We start from the raw sequence: 18,083 nt of genomic DNA, 5'->3' as shown, positions 1-18,083 counted from the left end.
AAACCCCTACCTTCAACCCTACTTCAATTTGCTTAACAAACCCCGCCTAAACTGTCCAGTTTTTGGGGAGTAGTACACGTGAATGTTGAGACAAAGCAAAGCCCCGGCGGCGCTCCCTTAACTATGTTAGGGAATGCCGCCGGGGCTTTAGTCATGCAATACGCTTAACAAAAGCGCCTAGCGGTTTAAAGCACCCTTCTAATCCGCTCTTTCAGGCCGTTGGTGCCTTCGAGCAGCGGCAGCCGCACGGCCGCGCCACACACGCCCAAGCCTTCCAACGCGGCTTTCACGCCCACGGGGTTGCTTTCTTCATACATCAGGGGGTTCAACGGAAGCAGCTGGAACAGGCCGGTGCGAGCCGCGGCAAAGTCGCCGGCCAGGGCCGCGCGGGTCATATCTGAAAAGCGCTGCGGGAAAGCGTTGGCCAGCACCGAAATAATGCCCTCGCCCCCACAGGCAATGAGGGCAGGCGTGAGCATGTCGTCGCCGGAAAGCAGCAGAAAATCGGCCGGCTTGCTGGCGGCAATGGCCAGGCACTGCTCCATGTTGCCGCTGGCTTCCTTAATGCCGATGATGTTGGGATGCTGGGCCAAGCGCAGCGTGGTTTCGGCGCTGATGTTGGACGCGGTGCGACCGGGCACGTTGTAGAGAATGACAGGCACGGGGCTGGCATCGGCCAGGCGCTGGTAATGGGCAATGAGGCCGGCCTGCGTGGGCTTGTTGTAGGCCGGACTAGCCGAGAGCACGGCGGCAATGCCGGTGAGGTCGGTGGTGCGGAATAAGTCTTCGGCAGCGGCGGTGTCGTTGCTGCCGATGCCGTAGACGAGCGGCACCCGGCCGGCCACCTGCTCCTTGGCCACGCGCAGGAGCTCGGCCTTTTCATCGGCGGTTGTAGTGGGCGACTCGCCGGTGGTGCCATTTACCACCAAGTATTCCACGCCGCCTTCGATGCAAAAATCAAGCAAGCGGCGCCAGCCGGCGTAATCCACGGCGAAATCAGCAGTAAAGGGGGTGACCAGGGCCACGCCCGTGCCATGAAAAGCAGGAAGACGGGTGCCAGAGTTGTTCATGCAGGAGGTTAGGGGTTAGTTTTGTACAAAGGTAGGGGCGCGTCGCACGCGCCCGGCATGCCGCCCCGGCTACTTCACCCATTTTTATAGCTGCCCCACCCGGCGGACGCGTGCGACGCGGCCTACTCCCCATGAAATTTTCTTCCGCATCCCTCCTATTGGCGGCCCTTGCTGTGGCCGCCTGCGATTCTAAAACCGCGACCTTGGGCGAGGCCGGCACCAGCTCCGCCACCGTCGAAGCCATTGCCGGCGCCCCGGCCGAGGCCGGCACTTCCGGCACCAGCGCCACCGCTACCGACGAGGCCAACGCCACGCCCGCCCCCGACCCCAGCGCCATTCCGGCCAGCAGCACCGGCAATGCCGCGGCCATTCTGGCCCGGCCGCAGGTTCCAATATTGTGCTACCACCAGATTCGGGACTGGACAGCCCGCGACTCAAAAAACGCTAAGGATTACATCATTCCGGTGGCTCAGTTCAAGGCGCAGATGAAGATGCTGGCCGATTCCGGCTACCACACCATTCTGCCCGACCAGTTGTATGCCTACATGACCACGGGGGCCAAGTTGCCAAGTAAGCCCATCATGCTCACCTTCGACGATACGGACCTCGACCAGTTTACGGTCGCCCGTCCCACCCTGGAGCAGTACGGTTACAAGGCAGTGTACTTCGTGATGACGGTGAGCCTCGGCCGCCCCCGTTATATGACCAAAGCGCACGTCAAACAGCTGTCCGACGAGGGCAACGTTATCGGCTCGCACACCTGGGACCACCACAACGTGAAGAAATACCAGGGCCAGGATTGGGTGACCCAAATTGAGAAGCCAACTAAGACGTTGGAGGAAATCACCGGCAAGAAAATCAACTACTTCGCTTATCCCTTTGGTCTTTGGAATGCCCAAGCGTTTCCGGAGCTGAAGTCGCGGGGCTTCGTGGCAGCTTTCAGCTTAGCTGAGAAACGCGACCAGAATGACCCGCTTTTCACCATCCGCCGCATCATCGCTAGCGGCTACTGGAGCCCCCGCACCCTGCACAACAGCATCGTGCAGTCGTTCTAAATTGGGCGCGGTACATACCGCCTTCAATGGGAAGAGTTCGGGTTAGCAAGTGCCTTTAAGGGTAGCGGTTTGATAATCCCTGCCATCCGTGTCATTACTGTTTTTAAGAGTAGCCCCGGCTTGCAAGGCCGGGGCTTTTTCGTGTTTGCAACCGGGTGAGGAAATTAATTTAAAGCGGGCGATTCAGCGCTTAAATAACGCCGACTCGGAGCACCAGAACTCTTTGTTTGCCCTGCCTTAATTCCCAACCTGGCCGCCCTCATTATCAGAAAAAGCCGGCTAAATGGCTTTTTCTGCCGTAAACCCACGGGTTAACCAACTTATTTGTGTGCTATGCCCAGAACTGTAATCGTTTCTAACCGCCTACCTATAAAAATTCAACGCACCGAGGAAAACCTTACTTTTCAGCCCAGCGAGGGCGGCCTGGCCACGGGTTTGGGTTCTATTTACCGGGCCGATGGCAATGTGTGGGTCGGCTGGCCCGGGCTGTACGTGCAGGATGAATCGGAGGAAGAATATGTGCGGGAACAATTGGCCGAGGACAGCATGGCCCCGGTGTTTCTCACCGAGGCGGAAATTCGCGACTATTACGAGGGCTTTAGCAACGGAACGCTCTGGCCTACCTTCCATTACTTTGCCCAACTTGCCTTGTATGATGATGCGCTCTGGCAAGCGTATAAGGCAGTGAACGAGAAGTTTTGCCAAGCCGTACTGGCCCGAACAGGCCCCGACGACACCATTTGGGTGCACGACTACCAGTTGCTGCTGCTGCCCGAGATGCTGCGCCAAGCCCGGCCGAATGCTACGATTGGCTTCTTTCTGCACATTCCCTTTCCGTCGTACGAGCTGATTCGGGTGTTGCCCTGGCGCGATGAGCTGCTGCGCGGCATGCTCGGAGCAGACCTCATCGGCTTTCACACGTTTGGCTACATGCGGCACTTCCTCAGCGCGGTATCGCAACTGCTGGGCCTGCCCAGCCAAAACGGTCAGGTAGAAACCCCCACGCGAACCGTGTTGGTCGACGCCTTCCCCATGGGCATCGACTACGGCCGCTACGCCGACGCGGCGGTTTCGGAGCAGGCCCTAGCCCACGTGCAGGAATACCGCGAGGCACTGCGCGATGTGCGGGTTATTCTCTCCATTGACCGGCTCGATTATACCAAAGGCATTGCCCAGCGGCTGCGGGCGTTCGAGCTGCTGCTGCAGCGCTACCCCGAGTGGCGCGGCCAAGTGAGCCTGCTGATGGTGGTGGTGCCCTCGCGCGACCAAGTAGCCCAATACGCGTCCCTCAAAGAGGAGATTGACGAGCTGGTGGGCCGCATCAATGCGCAGTACCGCACCATCAGCTGGAACCCCGTGCATTACTTCTACCGCTCGTTCCCACTGGAGGAACTGGCCGCCCTCTACCGCCTGGCCGAAGTAGCCATGGTGACGCCCATGCGCGACGGCATGAACCTCGTGGCCAAGGAATTTGTGGCCAGCAAGACCGACCAGCGCGGCGTGCTCATCCTGAGCGAGCGGGCCGGGGCCGCCCGCGAACTGTCCGACGCCCTCATCATCAACCCCACCGATACCGGGCAGCTGGCCGAGGCCTTGCACGAAGCCCTGGTAATGCCCGAAGACGAGCAAATCACCCGCATGGCCAACATGCAAACCCTGGTGCGACAGTACGATATTTTTGCCTGGACCAAGTTGTTTATGGACCGCCTGGCCTACGCCAAGGGGCAACAGCTCACGCTGGCCACCACCATGCTCACGCCCGAGGGAACGCAGAAGTTGGTGACCGAATACCGCACGGCCCAGCGCCGGCTCCTTCTGCTGGATTACGATGGCACGCTGGCGCCCTTTCATCCCAACCCCCAGCGGGCCCAGCCCGACCAGGAGCTGCGCCTCTTGCTCCGGGCCCTCACCGACAATCCACATAACCAAGTGGTCATCATCAGCGGGCGCGACCGGGCGACGCTGGAAAACTGGTTGGGCCATTTGCCGCTCGACTTCATTGCCGAGCACGGCGTGTGGCTGCGGCTGGCGGGCAAGGAATGGACCCTGTTCCAAGAACTGCGGGCGGACTGGAAGCGGGATATCCGCCCCGTGCTGGAGCTGTACGTGAGCCGCACGGCGGGCTCCTTTATCGAAGAAAAAGACTACTCGCTGGTGTGGCACTACCGCCGCGCCGATGCCGAACTGGCCGCGGGCCGTGCCCGCGAGCTCATGAGCCACCTCACCTTCATGGCTTCGAACACTGATTTACAGGTATTGGAAGGCAATAAGGTGGTTGAAATCAAGAATGCGGGCATCAACAAAGGCACGGCGGCAGCGCGGTGGGTCAGCACGCATCACCCCGACTTTATCCTAGCCCTCGGCGATGACCGAACCGACGAGGACACCTTTCGCGCCCTGCCCCCCGAAGCCTACACCGTGAAAGTGGGCAGCGCCCCCCGGTCGCTGGCACGTTTCCACGTGCTCGGCACCACGGAGGTGCGGAACCTGCTGCGCCAGCTGCTATAAATTTGGTAGACGTTGCAAAATAAAAAAGGCCTTCGGCGCGCATTGCGCCGAGGGCCTTTTTGTGTTGAAGTAGGAAAACAGCTTACACGAAGCCCGGCCGGTCCAGCTTCTTGGCAATGCGATAGGCTGCGTTCATGAGGCCCACGTGGCTGTATGCCTGCGGGAAATTGCCCCATTGCGAACCCGTTTTTGCGTCCACATCCTCACTGAGTAGGCCCAGGTGGTTGGTGTAGCCGATGAGCTTCTCGAATTCCCGAATAGCGTCATCGGTGCGGCCCACTACGGCCAGGGCTTCCACGTACCAGAATGAGCAAATGAGGAAGGTGGTTTCCGGCGTGCCGAAATCATCGGCGTGCCGGTAGCGGTAAAACAAGCCTTCGGCCGTTTTCAACTCCTTTTCCAACGCTTCGAGGTGGTGGCGCGCCCGTTCGGAATTGGGGTCCAAGTAGCCCATGAGGATGAGCTGCAAGGTGCTGGCGTCGAGGTGTGGCGAGCCAATGGCATTGGTGTAGGCCCCCAGCTCCGGGCTGTAGCACTGTTCGATGCGGCGGGCGGCCTCTTCGTTTAGCTCGGTAGCCAGCGATTCCATGGCCTTATTGCCCAGGGCTCGGGCCACTTTGCGGGCCGCATGGCTGCCGGCCCAGTGAAACAGGTAGGTGTAGCAGTGGTACTGCGCCAGGTTGCGAAACTCCCACAGGCCCGCATCGGGCATGTCCATGGTGGCCCGAATCAAACCCAGCGCCTCGTACATAAGGGCTTCGGGGTTGGTGCGCTCGGGGTTTACAAAGCGCTGGTCGACATACAAGGGCAGCAAGGCCACCAGCACCTGGCCGTACACATCGTTCTGCACATGGGTATAGGCATCATTGCCAATGCGCACCGGCTGATTGCCTAGGTACCCCTCCAAATCCAGTTCCTGCTCCACCAGTTCCGATGCCCCGCTGATGCCGTAAAGCGGCTGGTACTTGCCCTGCACCTTGGTCGAAATATTGGCGATGTAATGGAAATACCGCTCCATCTCCTCGAAGTGACCGATGTTGTTGAAGGCCGTGAGGATGTAATACGTGTCGCGCATCCAGCAATAGCGGTAGTCCCAATTGCGGGTGCTGCCGGGGGCTTCGGGCAAGCTGGTGGTACTGGCCGCGATAATAGCGCCGGTGTCTTCGTACTGGTGGACTTTGAGCGCCAACGCCGAACGAATGACTTGCTCCTGATGAAAAGTACTGATGCTCATGCTTTTCACCCACTTGCGCCAGTAGTCGACCGTGCTACTCAAAAACCGCTCGGCGGTACTCTCCAGCGGGGCCTCCAGGGGGGCACCGTAGGTCAGCACCAGGTATTTGGGCTCGTTCAGCGCAAAATCCTCCTCATCGAGAATATATGTGAGCGGAATATTGGTAGTGAGTCGGATTTCCTCTTCCAGTCCGAGGTAAGCAATGTGGTTGGAGCTGCGCCGCCGGCTCAGGGTCTTGCTCCCGTACTCGCCCACCGGGTCGCAGACTACACGTATGCGGGGCGCGCCATCCAGCGGCTCCAGCTTGCGAATAAACATGAGGGGCTTGTAGTACCGCTCGTATTGAGAAAAGCGCGGGGCAAAGTCCGTGACGCGGTAGCGCCCATCGGCCGTTGTGATTTCTGTGCGCAGCACGTTCGTGTTTTCCACGTAATACTGCTCCGAGTTGAAGCTGCCGCCCCGCGCGGGCCGGATACTGCACTCGCCCCCTTTGCGGGCATCGAGCAAACTGCCAAACACGAAGCTGCTGTCAAAGCGCGGCCAGCACAGCCAGGCCACCGACGTATCCTTATTGATGAGGGCCAGAAAGGCGCAGTTGCCGATTAGCCCCATTTCATAGAGGTGTTTCGCCGGCCGGGCAACCGGCGTCAAGGGTTCATAGGTCATACAGATTGGCGTAAGATGAAGCGGCCCAGCCGGCATGTTCACCGGTGGGCACTTAGCAAAAAGACCCGGCAGCCACCTGCCGGGTCTTCCTAGAAATACGCCGTAATGCGGCCCAGGTTACCTCAGCCTGTGCAGCGGCAGCTTACTGGACTCCTTCAAAACCAAAAGGGCCGGCCCGGTTAGCCCCGGCCGGCAAGGCACCTCAGGCCGCCTGTTTATTCAGTTTGCGCCGGCCGCTTGCAAGGCACCGTAGGCACCCGCATTAGTGACTGAAGCAATGCCCTGCTCCTGCATCAGCACCGCCGCCCGGCCGCTCCGATTGCCCGAAGCACAGTAAAGCACATACCGGCCAGCGGGGTCAAGAAGGCTTAACTGTTGCTTGAAATCGGCGGCGCGAAAGTCCAGATTCTTTGCGCCTTGTAAATGACCAGCGGCAAATTCCTCGGGAGTGCGCACGTCCAGAATTTTCGTTCGGGGGTCGGCCAGCAATTTTGTGGCAATGGCAATGTCCACCGCCGGCAGCGGTGGGGCTACCTGTGCGCCCGGCTTGCCGCCGCCGCCCTTGGCGGCCGGTTCCTGAATCACTGTATTGCCCTGGTGCACCACCACCACAAACGGGTAGTCGCCTTTCATCTGGCTGTAAATAGTGGCTTCGTAATCGGGGCCTTTAAAACGAACGGCCTCGCAGCCGGCACACGTCACGGGCTGGGCTTCCAGCTTATGGCTTTTGAGCTCGCTGCGGAGTTGCCGCACGCACGAGGCCTGGGTGGTTTTGAGCACCACGTCCTGGCCGGGACGCTGTGCCCGCACATTGAGCCGGGAGGTGGCCACGGTGCCGCCGTCGGCCGCTGGAAAGGTCCAGGAAGCTTCCCGCGCAGATGCGTTGGGGGCATGATATGTCCAATCAGCAGATAATTGCTGGGTGACGACCTGGGGCGATACCAAAGCCGCAGGTGCCGCGCCAATACTCAATAATTCATCAAGCGACAGGCATTGTGCCCCCGCTGAAAGGGATGCCCCTCCCAGGGCGAGCAGCAGTACTGATAACGTAATAATTCGCATGAATGGGAAAATAGAGGTCCAATATCGGGGATTTATGTCGTTAGACAATAATTCAGCCGAATTATCTTTTTTCCTGTTTTGCAGGAGGATATTTCTGTGGCTGATGCCCTTACCCTCGTCTACACTCCCTGTTATCCTAGAAAAGTGTACCCTGCCGGCCCGGACCGGCCAATGGGGCAGACTCGGGTAAGTCATTGGGAAGGGAAGCTTCTTCGGGGCTGGGCAGCAGAGCCATTAAATCCGTTTCGGAAATAATGGGCACTTTGAACCCCAGTGCCTTCTCCCGTTTTGCGGGTCCCATGTTTTCGCCGGCCACCAAGTAGCTCAGCTTCTTGCTGATGGACCCGGTTATTTTTCCCCCATTCGAAATAATGAGTTGCTGCAGCTCGTCGCGGCTGTGCTGCTCAAACACCCCGGAAATAACGAACGTGAGGCCCGCCAAGCGGTCCGAGGCCGGCACGGGCGCCTCGCCGGTCACCACCAGCTGCACTCCGGCCTGGCGCAGGCGCTCAATTAGCTCCCTATTTTCGGGCTGCTGAAACCACTGGGCGGCGGCCACCGCTATTACGCCGCCTACTTCGGGCACGGCGGCCATTTCCTCGGCGGAGGCGGCCATCAGCGCGTCAATGGTGCGGTAGTGCGCCGCCAGTTTTTGGGCCACGGTTTCGCCCACGTACCGAATGCCCAGCCCAAACAACACGCGCGGAAACGGCACCTGCTTGCTGGCTTCGATGCCCGCAATAAGGTTGTCGATGCTCTTTTGGCCCATGCGCTCCAACGTCACCAGTTCGGCGCGGCGGGCGGGCAGTTGGTAAATATCGGCGGGCGTTACCACCAAACCCAAGTCAAAGAAGCGGCCCACCGTTTCGGCTCCCAGGCCGTCTATATTCAGCGCCTTGCGGGACACGTAGTGCTCCAGCCGGGCCTTGAGCTGGGGCGGACAGCCCCGCTCGTTGGGGCAGCGAAAATGGGCTTCGCCCTCGGGCCGCACCAAGGCCGTGCCGCAGGCCGGGCAGGCCGTAGGGTACTGAATGGGGATGGCCCCCGCTGGCCTTGCGCTCAAGTCCACCCCCGTGATTTTGGGGATGATTTCGCCGCCTTTTTCCACGTACACCAAGTCGCCGAGGCGCAGGTCGAGCAGTTCAATCTGATTGGCATTGTGCAGCGTGGCCCGCTTGACCACGGTGCCGGCCAGCGCCACGGGCGTGAGCACGGCCACCGGCGTCACGGCTCCGGTCCGGCCCACGTTGTAAATCACGTCGTTAAGTCGGGTGCGGGCGGCCTCGGCCGGGTACTTGTAGGCAATGGCCCAGCGCGGGCTTTTGGCGGTATAGCCTAGCTGGTCCTGCTGCCGCAAGTCATCAACTTTGATGACAATGCCATCCGTAGCCACCGGAAAATCGAAGCGCTGCTTGGCCCAATAATGCACAAAATCCAGCACCTCGTTGATGTTGGCGCAACGGCGCCAGGTATCCGAAACCGGCAGGCCGTAGCGACTCAGGGCTTCGAGTGCCGCGCTGTGAGTGGTGAAATGGCGGCCCGGTGTTAGGAGTGAGTACGCGTAGAAACGCAGCTTGCGGGCGGCTACTTGGGCAGAGTTTTGCAGCTTGAGCGTGCCGCTTGTGGCATTGCGGGGGTTGGCAAGCAGGGCTTCGCCGTTTTGCTCGCGCTCGGCGTTCAGCTCGGCAAAAACCGGCAGGGGCATAAACACCTCGCCGCGCACCTCAAAGTCCTCGGGGCGGTCGGGGCCGGGGCGCAGGGCCAGTGGCAGCGTGCGAATGGTACGCACGTTGGCCGTCACCACATCGCCGCGGGTTCCGTCGCCGCGGGTTACGCCCTGGGTAAGTTGGCCGTGCTCGTAGCGCAGGCTCATGGCCACGCCATCAATCTTCAGTTCGCAGACGTAGGTATAGGGCGCGCCCTCCAAGCCCTTCTGCACCCGCTCGTCGAACTCCCGCAGGTCGTCTTCCGAGTACGTATTGCCCAGGCTGAGCATGGGGTAGCGGTGCAAGGCCGTGGGAAACTGCTTGGTAATGGTGCCGCCCACCCGCCGGGTGGGCGAGTTGGGCAAGGCCAAGTCTGGATAATCGGTTTCGAGCTGCTGCAATTCAGCCAGCAACTGGTCGAATTCCTGGTCCGGAATTTCCGAAATATCGAGCTGGTAGTATTGGTGATTGAGGTGGTGCAACTGCTCGGTGAGAACCAGAACGCGTTGCTGAACAGCGGAAGAATCGGACATGAGCAGGGAGCCGAACGTGGCCAAACGGGTCATTTTAACTAATGCCGCAAGCTACGCCCGCGTTTCAAAACGAGCGATAAAACCAAAAAAGCCACCTCAGCGGGTGGCCTTTCTACTACTTTCAGTTTCAGTGCCTAACCTCTAGTCCTGCACCAAAACACCATCGGCCATAAAAGTGAGCTGCTGCTCGTCTTGGGTGATGGCGGCAATTTCCTGGCTGGATTTACCGGCGTCTTTGGCGTAATGCTGCAAATCTTCTTTGGTGACGGTGCTGCGGTGCGCCCAGCCGCTCACCACCACACTGCGCCCGGTGAGGTCTTTGGGTACGAAAAACGCGTAGTCCTTGAACCGAACGCGCATCTGCTTGCCGTCCGCGGTAGGCAGGGTCATCCAGCAACCCTTGGCCTGGCACACGGCGGTGGCTTTGCCCACCAGCTTCACCTGAGCCGAATCGCGGGTGCCAAGCGCGGTGGCAATGGCACTCATCGGCAGGGCGCCCGCGGGCGTAATGGCGGCACCGTAGGTTTGGCCGGGGGCAGCAGGCGGCACGCTGGTGCTGGCCCCCTCCTCCGCTTCCTCCTCCGTCGTCGGGGATTCCTCATCGCCCGGCGGCACCTCGGCGTTGTGGCCGTTTACCTCTTTTTGCGCTCCATCCACGGGCAGCACCGGGTTGATGGGCGCCGATGGTACGAAGCGGATGTAAAGCAGAATGACGACTAATACGGCGGCAAAAGAAAGAATAAACTTCATGGCTCAACAGAATGAAAAAGGCTGCTTTTATAAACACATCAACAAGCTGCTACTAACGCAACGCTGCTATCCAAGCAAAAATCGATGGTTCATTGATTAATAACCACGGCTTTGCGCAGCTTAGGAACGTAGGCCATCCGCCGTTCGGTGCCACCGGCCCCAACGTAATCAAAGCCGACGATAGAGGTGTCTTCGCGTAGCGCAGACCAAGTTTTGGAATCCATCTCGGCGGGCTGCTGGGCATCGGCCGGCAAGGCGGGCTGCGAGAAGTGGCCATCGGCAAAGAAATTGTTCATGCCTTGCAGAATTGCAATTTCCTTCTCGCGCACGGTCGACGCTTGGGGGTCGCTCAGGGCTTGCTCGCTGATGAGGGCACGCGCGGGCAATACTTCGTGGCGCAGGGTATCGCCGGTGCTGCTCGTGACGATGAGATGCGCCTGCGCAGTGAGGATGCGCGGGCCGCGCAACTGCAGAATGAAGTTGTCTTTGGTATCGGGGCTGGAAAAGTTGTGGGTCCGGCTCACGGTGTTCAAAACCGTTTTGCCGCTCACGCGGGTGCGGTCGCCGGCCACGGGCGGCGTGTACGTGGTGCGTGGGTCAACGCTGGAACTGCTGACTTCGCGTTCGGTGCTCACGCAGGACGTGAGCTGAGTGAGTCCGCCAGCAACCAATGCAAGAGCAGTAATTTTAAGAGAAGAAGTTTTCATAAAAAATGGCGCGCAGCACAAAAAACAGTTGTTGCCACACGAAGATAAGGTGGGAAAATGCGGACGTAAATATCTGATAAGTAATATTAGCAGAAACGCCAAACAGGGATTTTACGCGAAAGCCTGAACGATAGGTTGGAATTTTTAGCAATCTATCGCAAAAGGCAATCTGCTTTGGCATTAAAGTGTCTCTTGGTAATGAGCCATTCAGCCACGGCAGAACTCCAGCTTGCCGACAGGCCGCACGCGGTGGGCCGCCGCTCCCTAAGCCCGCCAATGTATGACGGACACGGCGTTAAAGACAACCCTACTCTACTTACCCGCTGGTTCACAAACGCGGCACAGCTGGCTAGCTGGCGCCCTTAAAACAAGCCAACCTCAATGCCCACCAACCACCGGGGCAGTTCGGGCCAGGCAGCATAATCATCGCTAAAAGCGGTAGAAAAACGGTAGCGGCTTACCAAGGCATAGCGGTCGATGCCCAGCCGGACGCCTACCCCGCCGGTCCAGCGCCGCAGGTACGGCAGGCCGGATTCGGTCGTTTCGACGGAGCTAATGCCGGGCGCGGGCTCGTCTTTGGTTACGTGGTTGGTGGCAGCCAGCCAGCCGCACCCAGCCAGTAGGTCGAGGTAACGGCCCACTGAATTGCCGCGTCGGCCCGCATTAAAGCGCAAGCTAGCTTCGGAAAAAACCTGGTGCTGCCCCAGCGTTTCGCGGATGTGCAAAACAGGGCTGGGTACCACTTTTTGCTCATTTTGAGCTAGCTCATAGCGCCCGTAAGCATAGCCCAAATCCAGATTAAAGGCCAGCGCCTGGGTCAAGCGGAACTTTAGCCGCCCGCCCACCCGAACTTCTGACGAGCCCAGCCCATACCGAACGGCCGCCCCCTTGCCGGCCGAGCCGGCCAACAGCCCATAGCCCAAATACAAATGCCCAAAGTAGCGGCGATTGGCCCCAAAGGTCGTTTTTATGGTGTCATCGGCCACGTTGGCCTGCACCAGAACTTGCTGGGCCCGCACCTGCCGGGGGCAGGTGGCCATCGCCAGTGCTAGACAAAGTCCCAACCGCGAAAGCATACTAAACGCACGGCCGTGGGCCGTATAGGAGAGTTTTATCATTCCGAATACGTACCGGTATATCCCTTAAAATGGACGCTCAGCACGTTCCCGTTCTGCAGCAAGCGGCGCGGTACCTGCACCACCAGCCGCTGGGTCACGGCTCGGGTCTCGTAGCGGTGCAACACCCCGCGCCGGTCGGCCAGGTTCCAGTAGAGGTAAGACGGATAGTTGGGTTCCGGCAGGGGCGCCGAGGGAGCATTGCCTACTGGCACTGGTAACTCCCGCCCCACCGATGGCACCGGCGCCCCGGCCGGGGCTTTGGGGTCGGCCGGCACCACGGGTACTACTTGCACGGCCACGCCACTCTGCTCTACCATCATGGGCAGCAGCTCGGCCGGGCGCAAGGCGGCATCTGCCCGAATAACTACGGCCACCAGACTATCGTGGGGCATGAAATCGAACGTGGGACCAGTTGCCGCCGAGCTGGACGACCGATTCGACAGCCCCGTGTGCTGGTAGCGGGGCCGGCCGTAGCCGTGGGCATAATCGAAGTAAGGAAACAGCTCGCCAGATTTCTCCAGCTCTTTGAATAGCTCCATGGCCGTCGCGTCCCGTTTCTGCTGCCACATGCAGGCCACAAACCCCGCGACCAGCGGGGCCGAAAACGACGTGCCTTCCAACCGCTCGTAGCCCCGGGCCGTGGTGGTGAGCACAATGCCAAAGGCGGCCAGGTTCGGTTTGGGCCGCCGGTCGGCCGTGGGGCCATAGGAGCTGAAATCCACGTGCAGCCCGGTTTCGGGGTCAAGGCCGCCCACGGCCAGCACCGAGTCGGCGTCGGCCGGGGTGCCAATGCGCACCCAATCGTTGTCGCCATCGTTGCCGGCGGCGCTCACCACCAAGATGCCCTTGCGGGCCGCCATGTTTGCCGCACGGGAAACTAGACTGCGGCGCCCATTCATCTGCTCCGGAAAATACCGCTGCTCCGTGTATGCCAGCGATGAATTGATGATGTCCGCCCCGAGGCGGTCGGCCCACTCCACAGCGGCCAGCCAAGCCTCTTCCTCGGCGTAGCGCTCGCGGCCCAGCTGCTCGGTACGCGCCAAAAGGTATTCGGCGGCCGGGGCCAGCCCCAGCGCCGGGCCCGGCGCGCCGCCTGTCGCCGCCGGGAGCCGCCCCGCCAGGCAGCCCATTACTTCTGTGCCGTGGCTACCGCTCTGGTACACGTCGTCGCGGTTTTTAAGGAAGTCATGCGTGGCGATAATGCGCTTGCCTGATACCAACTCCTGAAAAGCCGGGTGCTCGAGCAGCCCACGGAATCCGACGTCGAACACGGCAATCCGGACGCCGTTGCCTTCCAGCCCGGCCGCTCGCAGGGCGGGGCCATCAAGGTGCGCCGTCTGGCGGCGGGCCAGCAGGTAATCATTGGCCGAAATCGCCTTGAGCGGCGGATTAGTGGGCTCATCACCACGAGAGCTGTTGGCCAGGCAGGCGGCTATCCCGCCTGCGGCCTGGGGCCAGGCCATTACATCCACCACTCCGGGCAGGTACTTGAGGGCAGCCGCCTGGCTGGGAGTGGCACGGCAGGCCACGGCATTAAACCACCGGCTTACCAAGGTTACCGTGTCTGCCACCGCCGTGATACCGGCGAGGTAATCGGGCCGGACGGGGAGGTCACTGACTTCAAAAGCGGGCAGTTGCTGCCGCTGCCGGCGGACTTGCGCCGCTGGCGAAAAGTACTGGCGGGGGTCAAAGCGAACGCCATGTTTATCACCCAGCGTTACCCAGTAGCGCGTGGCGGTCGCCGAAGTTGGGTGCTGCGCATAGGACCCCTCCGCCCCGGCAAGCAGCCCCAAACTTCCTAACAGGCATACCCAATACTTTTTCACACGATATCTGTTCCGGCATTATCAGGCCGTATCCACCGGCCTTTTCTGCGCCTTATGTGTTCCCTAAAATCTCAACTGGGTCTGCTACTGCAACCTTGTGTATTAGTGCAAATACTCGAAGCCACACAGCCCTATTGTGTTCAATTAACAATTGAATTATTGGCCGATAAATCGCTCTTACAAACCGTATTTACTCAGCAAATAAATCAGCGAAGCCATGCTGGCCCCGCCCAATTCCAGCTCGCGCTTGTTCACCTTGTCAAAGGTGTCGGCGGCGGTGTGGTGGATGTCGAAGTAGCGCTGCGAGTCGCCGTCGTAGCCGATAAGGGCTTTGGGTTTGACGGCCTCTTTTAACGGGCCAATGTCGGTGCCGCCGTGGCCGGCGGTGAGGCTGTTGGCGTGGTAGGGCTGTAGCAGTGGCCCCCACACCGCCATTTTGGCCATGATGGCGGGCTCGGACTCGACATTGAAACCCCGGGGCGTGAAGCCGCCGCCGTCCGACTCAATGGCGGCGATGTGCGTTTCCTTGTTCAAGGCCGCCAAGCGGGCGTACTCGATGCCGCCACGGTTGCCGTTTTCTTCGTTCATAAAGAGTACCGCCCGAACCGTCCGCTCGGGCCGGAACCCGGTGGCGCGCAGCAAGCGTACGGCTTCCATACTTTGCACCACGCCGGTGCCATCGTCGTGGGCGCCTTGGCCCAAGTCCCAGGAGTCGAGGTGGCCGCCCACGGTAATGATTTGCTCCGGGTATTTGGAGCCCTTTATTTCGCCCACCACGTTGTAGCTTTTCTCGTCGGGCAGGGTCTGGCATTCCATCTGCAACTCAAACTCCAGGCCGGGGTTGGCCTTCAGCAACAAGCTCAGTTGGTCGGCGGCTAGGGTGCTCAGGGCAGCGGCTGGCACTTTGGTCACGGCCGGGTCGTAGCTCATGTTGCCCGTGTGCGGATTGTCGTCGCGGGCACTGGTGAGGGAGCGCACCAGGGCGCCCACCGCCCCGCGCTTCGCGGCCTCAATGGCGCCGCTGCGGCGCTGGTCGCCGGCCCGGCCATAGGCAGTGCCGGGTTCAATCAGGGCATCGTCGAAAGGCCGATTGAAGAAGACGAACTTGCCCTTCACGGCTGCTTCGGGCAGCTTTCTTAGTTCATCGAAGCTGCGCACTTCCACCACGCCGGCCTTCAGCTTGCCGTTGGTGCCCACCGAGCCGCCCAAAGCGCACAAGGCCACTTTGATTTCCTTGCCCTTGTTGCCTACAATTTCGCCCCGCTCCTTGCTGCCCCGCACCCAGTGCGGCACCATCACTTCCTGCAGGTAAACGCGGTCGAATCCGGCTTTTTCCATGGTGAGCTTGCCCCACTCCACGGCTTGCTGGGCCTGGGGCGAGCCCGAAAGCCGCGCCCCAATGGTGCCGGTGAGGTAGCGCAGGTTTTCGTAGCTCTGGCCGCGCAGCAAGGCTTCATCGAATATTTTGCGCAGGGCCAGCGAATCGGTGAGGTCTACGCGGCTGGCGGTGGCTGCCGCTTTGGCCGCTTTGGCGGCTCTTTGGGCATGGGCGGGCGCCAGGCTAGCCATCAAGGCCGCCGTGGCCAAGGCGGTGCGCCGGGACCAAGCGGCAGAATTCATCTTGTTCATAAAGCAGAAGGTGACGCCCCGAAACAGGGGCTAAGCGCGAAAGTACGTGGCCCGGTGCGCCTAGCGCACGGCAGGCACTTTGTCGGCGGGCAATAGGCGGCGCTCGGGGCCGTAGCCCTGCACCCCCACTGTGGGCAGCGCCCCTTCGGTGATGCGGACGGTGAACAGGTAATCGTATTCGTTATCACCGATTTGCTCGACCGGGGAGCTTCCACCCAGGGATTCAATCAAGGGAATGAGCGTGTTGGAATGCCCCACCACCACCACCGTTTTTCCCATGTATTCCTGGCGCAGCCGCTGCGCCAGGGTCGTGGTTTCTCTCGGGTTATACACTTGCGGCTCTACTTTGACGGCGGCAGCCAGGGGCGCCAGCGTGGAGCGCGTCCGTTTGGTATCGGTCGTGAATAAGGCCACCGGCTTGCGGCGGGCTAGTTCTTTGCGCAAGGCAATGGCCCGCACTTCGCCCACCGCCGACAAAGCCGGGTCTTTCGGATTATTGACGGTGTCTTTTTCGGCGTGGCGCACCAGGTAAATGGTGGTAACCAGCGGCTTTGCTTTGCCCTGCGACCGGGCCTGCGCCTGGGCTCCAGAGCAGCCCAAAATGACCAGCCCGGCTAGCAAAAAGAAATTGAGAAAGAAGCGTACCGTCATGGAAAATGTGTTGAAGAAAGAGAACGCGGAGTTGGATTGCTCCACAAATTAAATCATTATCGGCAAAGCGCCTCCGCCGGAAGCTGCCGCGGCAGCATCCACTATCAGCGAAACCGATTAGCCCAGCGAAGCAGGACCGTAGTCGCCGGAAGGCACGGGCTGCGGCGGGGCGGGCACTTCGGCGGCTACGGGCATGGGGAGCTGCCAATCGGTGCTGAGCTGCTCCAGGCCGGGATGCGCAGTGAGGTCGAACTGGCAAGGCACCACCGACACGTAATTGTTCGCCAGCGCCCACTCGTCGGTGTCGGTGCCGTGGTCGAGGTTGACGAACGAGCCCACCAGCCAATAGTACGGCCGTTGGTACGGGTCGAGGCGGCGGTCAAACTCTTCCTGCCATTTGGCGCGGGCCTGGCGCGACAGCCGCAAGCCGGCGATGGGCGTTTCGGAGTTTTTGGGGATGTTCACGTTGAGGGCCGTGCCCACGGGAATGCCGTGCGCCAGCGCGTGGCGGCACACCTGGCTCACCCACTCGGCCACGTGCGAGAAATCAGCCTGCGGGCCATACTCGCACAACGAAAAGCCCACGGCGGGCAAGCCCTCAATGGCGGCTTCGATGGCAGCCGACATGGTGCCGGAATACAGCACGTTCACCGACGCGTTGGACCCGTGGTTGATGCCGGACACCACCAAATCGGGCGTGCGGTCCTTCAGCACGTAGTGCTTGGCGATTTTCACGCAGTCGGCCGGGGTGCCGGAGCATTCGTAGGCCTCAATATCGGGACCGAAAACGGGGTTTTTGGTGAGGCGCAGGGCCTGGCCGATGGTGATGGCGTGGCCCATGCCGGACTGTGGAGCATCGGGGGCCACTACCACCACTTCCGCGCCCAGGGCGTGCACGATTTCGACCAGGTGACGGATGCCGGGAGCCGTGATGCCGTCGTCGTTGGAAACAAGGATAAGGGGGCGGGAAGCTGTCATATAAGCATCAAAATGGGTAAAGCCGGTCGGGCCAGGCGCAAAGGTAGGCCCCTCGCCTACTGCTGGCGGCTGGAAATTGTTTTGGAGCCGGACTTAACGTTATGGACGAGCTATTGTAACTAGCAGCCCGAAACGCTCACTTTACTTTTCAAACCAATGATTTTCACGAACCGCTACCGCTTTCACGACCTGGGCTTACTGCTGCTGCGCGTTGGGCTCGGCGTCATGTTTATGGTGCACGGCTTTCCCAAGCTGGCCGGGGGCCCCACGGCCTGGGCGGGCATCGGCGGTGTCATGGACAGCGTCGGGCTGGGGTTTGCGCCCACGTTCTGGGGCTTTTTGGCGGCGCTGGCGGAGTTTGGCGGCGGTTTGCTGCTCGCCTTGGGCCTCTGGTTTCGGCTGGCGTGCTTCGGCCTGCTCATCACCATGATTATGGCCACGGTGATGCACGCTACCAAGGGCGACGGCTTCAGCGGCTACTCGCACGCGCTGGAATCGGCGTTTGTGTTCCTGGGCTTGCTGGTAGCCGGGCCGGGCCGCTACAGCTTCGACGAACGGCTTTTTGGCAGCCGGCTGAGGTAGCAGAGAGC

General features: G+C 60.6%; 14 protein-coding genes. 3 read left to right on the top strand and 11 right to left on the bottom strand.

Annotation, left to right across the window (positions count from 1 at the left end; translation table 11 throughout):
- Window positions 1–185: 185 nt before the first annotated feature.
- Window positions 186–1,070 carry a 4-hydroxy-tetrahydrodipicolinate synthase gene (dapA, locus tag I2I05_RS09645; protein WP_196282015.1) on the bottom strand — a complete coding sequence of 295 codons (885 nt, stop codon included), beginning with the start codon at window positions 1,068–1,070 and terminating at the stop codon, window positions 186–188.
- A 131-nt stretch (window positions 1,071–1,201) separates the two neighbouring features.
- On the opposite strand from dapA, the gene I2I05_RS09640 reads away from it, so the two are divergent.
- The gene (locus I2I05_RS09640; RefSeq protein WP_196282014.1) at window positions 1,202–2,125 is read left to right on the top strand and encodes a polysaccharide deacetylase family protein; all 924 of its coding nucleotides are present in this window, start codon (window positions 1,202–1,204) and stop codon (window positions 2,123–2,125) included.
- A gap of 333 nt (window positions 2,126–2,458) precedes the next feature.
- Complete coding sequence (locus tag I2I05_RS09635; RefSeq protein ID WP_196282013.1) at window positions 2,459–4,633, top strand: bifunctional alpha,alpha-trehalose-phosphate synthase (UDP-forming)/trehalose-phosphatase; 2,175 nt, start codon at window positions 2,459–2,461, stop codon at window positions 4,631–4,633.
- A gap of 82 nt (window positions 4,634–4,715) precedes the next feature.
- Here I2I05_RS09635 and I2I05_RS09630 read toward each other — a convergent pair whose 3' ends face one another.
- From I2I05_RS09630 to surE, 10 genes are all read right to left on the bottom strand, one after another.
- Entirely contained in the window at window positions 4,716–6,533 is a 1,818-nt protein-coding gene (locus I2I05_RS09630) for a glycoside hydrolase family 15 protein (protein ID WP_196282012.1), read from the bottom strand.
- Between the two features lie 219 nt (window positions 6,534–6,752).
- On the bottom strand, window positions 6,753–7,595 hold the full coding sequence (locus I2I05_RS21875) for a rhodanese-like domain-containing protein (RefSeq protein ID WP_230688241.1): 843 nt from the start codon (window positions 7,593–7,595) through the stop codon (window positions 6,753–6,755).
- A gap of 136 nt (window positions 7,596–7,731) precedes the next feature.
- On the bottom strand, window positions 7,732–9,834 hold the full coding sequence (ligA, locus tag I2I05_RS09620; RefSeq protein WP_196282011.1) for an NAD-dependent DNA ligase LigA: 2,103 nt from the start codon (window positions 9,832–9,834) through the stop codon (window positions 7,732–7,734).
- 141 nt (window positions 9,835–9,975) lie between these two features.
- The gene (locus I2I05_RS09615; RefSeq protein ID WP_196282010.1) at window positions 9,976–10,584 is read right to left on the bottom strand and encodes a DUF4920 domain-containing protein; all 609 of its coding nucleotides are present in this window, start codon (window positions 10,582–10,584) and stop codon (window positions 9,976–9,978) included.
- An 89-nt stretch (window positions 10,585–10,673) separates the two neighbouring features.
- Entirely contained in the window at window positions 10,674–11,219 is a 546-nt protein-coding gene (locus tag I2I05_RS09610; RefSeq protein WP_196282009.1) for a hypothetical protein, read from the bottom strand.
- 434 nt (window positions 11,220–11,653) lie between these two features.
- On the bottom strand, window positions 11,654–12,331 hold the full coding sequence (locus I2I05_RS09605) for a hypothetical protein (protein WP_196282008.1): 678 nt from the start codon (window positions 12,329–12,331) through the stop codon (window positions 11,654–11,656).
- 74 nt (window positions 12,332–12,405) lie between these two features.
- The gene (locus I2I05_RS09600) at window positions 12,406–14,202 is read right to left on the bottom strand and encodes a S8 family serine peptidase (RefSeq protein WP_196282007.1); all 1,797 of its coding nucleotides are present in this window, start codon (window positions 14,200–14,202) and stop codon (window positions 12,406–12,408) included.
- A 210-nt stretch (window positions 14,203–14,412) separates the two neighbouring features.
- Window positions 14,413–15,855, bottom strand: coding sequence for a M20/M25/M40 family metallo-hydrolase (locus I2I05_RS09595; RefSeq protein WP_230688240.1), 1,443 nt, complete (start codon window positions 15,853–15,855; stop codon window positions 14,413–14,415).
- 69 nt (window positions 15,856–15,924) lie between these two features.
- Window positions 15,925–16,515 carry a histidine phosphatase family protein gene (locus I2I05_RS09590; RefSeq protein WP_196282006.1) on the bottom strand — a complete coding sequence of 197 codons (591 nt, stop codon included), beginning with the start codon at window positions 16,513–16,515 and terminating at the stop codon, window positions 15,925–15,927.
- Window positions 16,516–16,632: 117 nt separating this feature from the next.
- Window positions 16,633–17,493, bottom strand: coding sequence for a 5'/3'-nucleotidase SurE (gene surE, locus I2I05_RS09585; RefSeq protein WP_196282005.1), 861 nt, complete (start codon window positions 17,491–17,493; stop codon window positions 16,633–16,635).
- Window positions 17,494–17,649: 156 nt separating this feature from the next.
- On the opposite strand from surE, the gene I2I05_RS09580 reads away from it, so the two are divergent.
- A complete protein-coding gene (locus I2I05_RS09580) occupies window positions 17,650–18,075 on the top strand; it encodes a DoxX family protein (protein ID WP_196282004.1) in 426 nt (141 codons plus the stop codon).
- Window positions 18,076–18,083: the final 8 nt, after the last annotated feature.

The sequence above is a fragment of the Hymenobacter jeongseonensis genome, from assembly GCF_015694725.1.
GTDB classification, from domain to species: Bacteria; Bacteroidota; Bacteroidia; order Cytophagales; family Hymenobacteraceae; genus Hymenobacter; species Hymenobacter jeongseonensis.
This window is presented reverse-complemented; position numbering and strand designations above follow the sequence as displayed.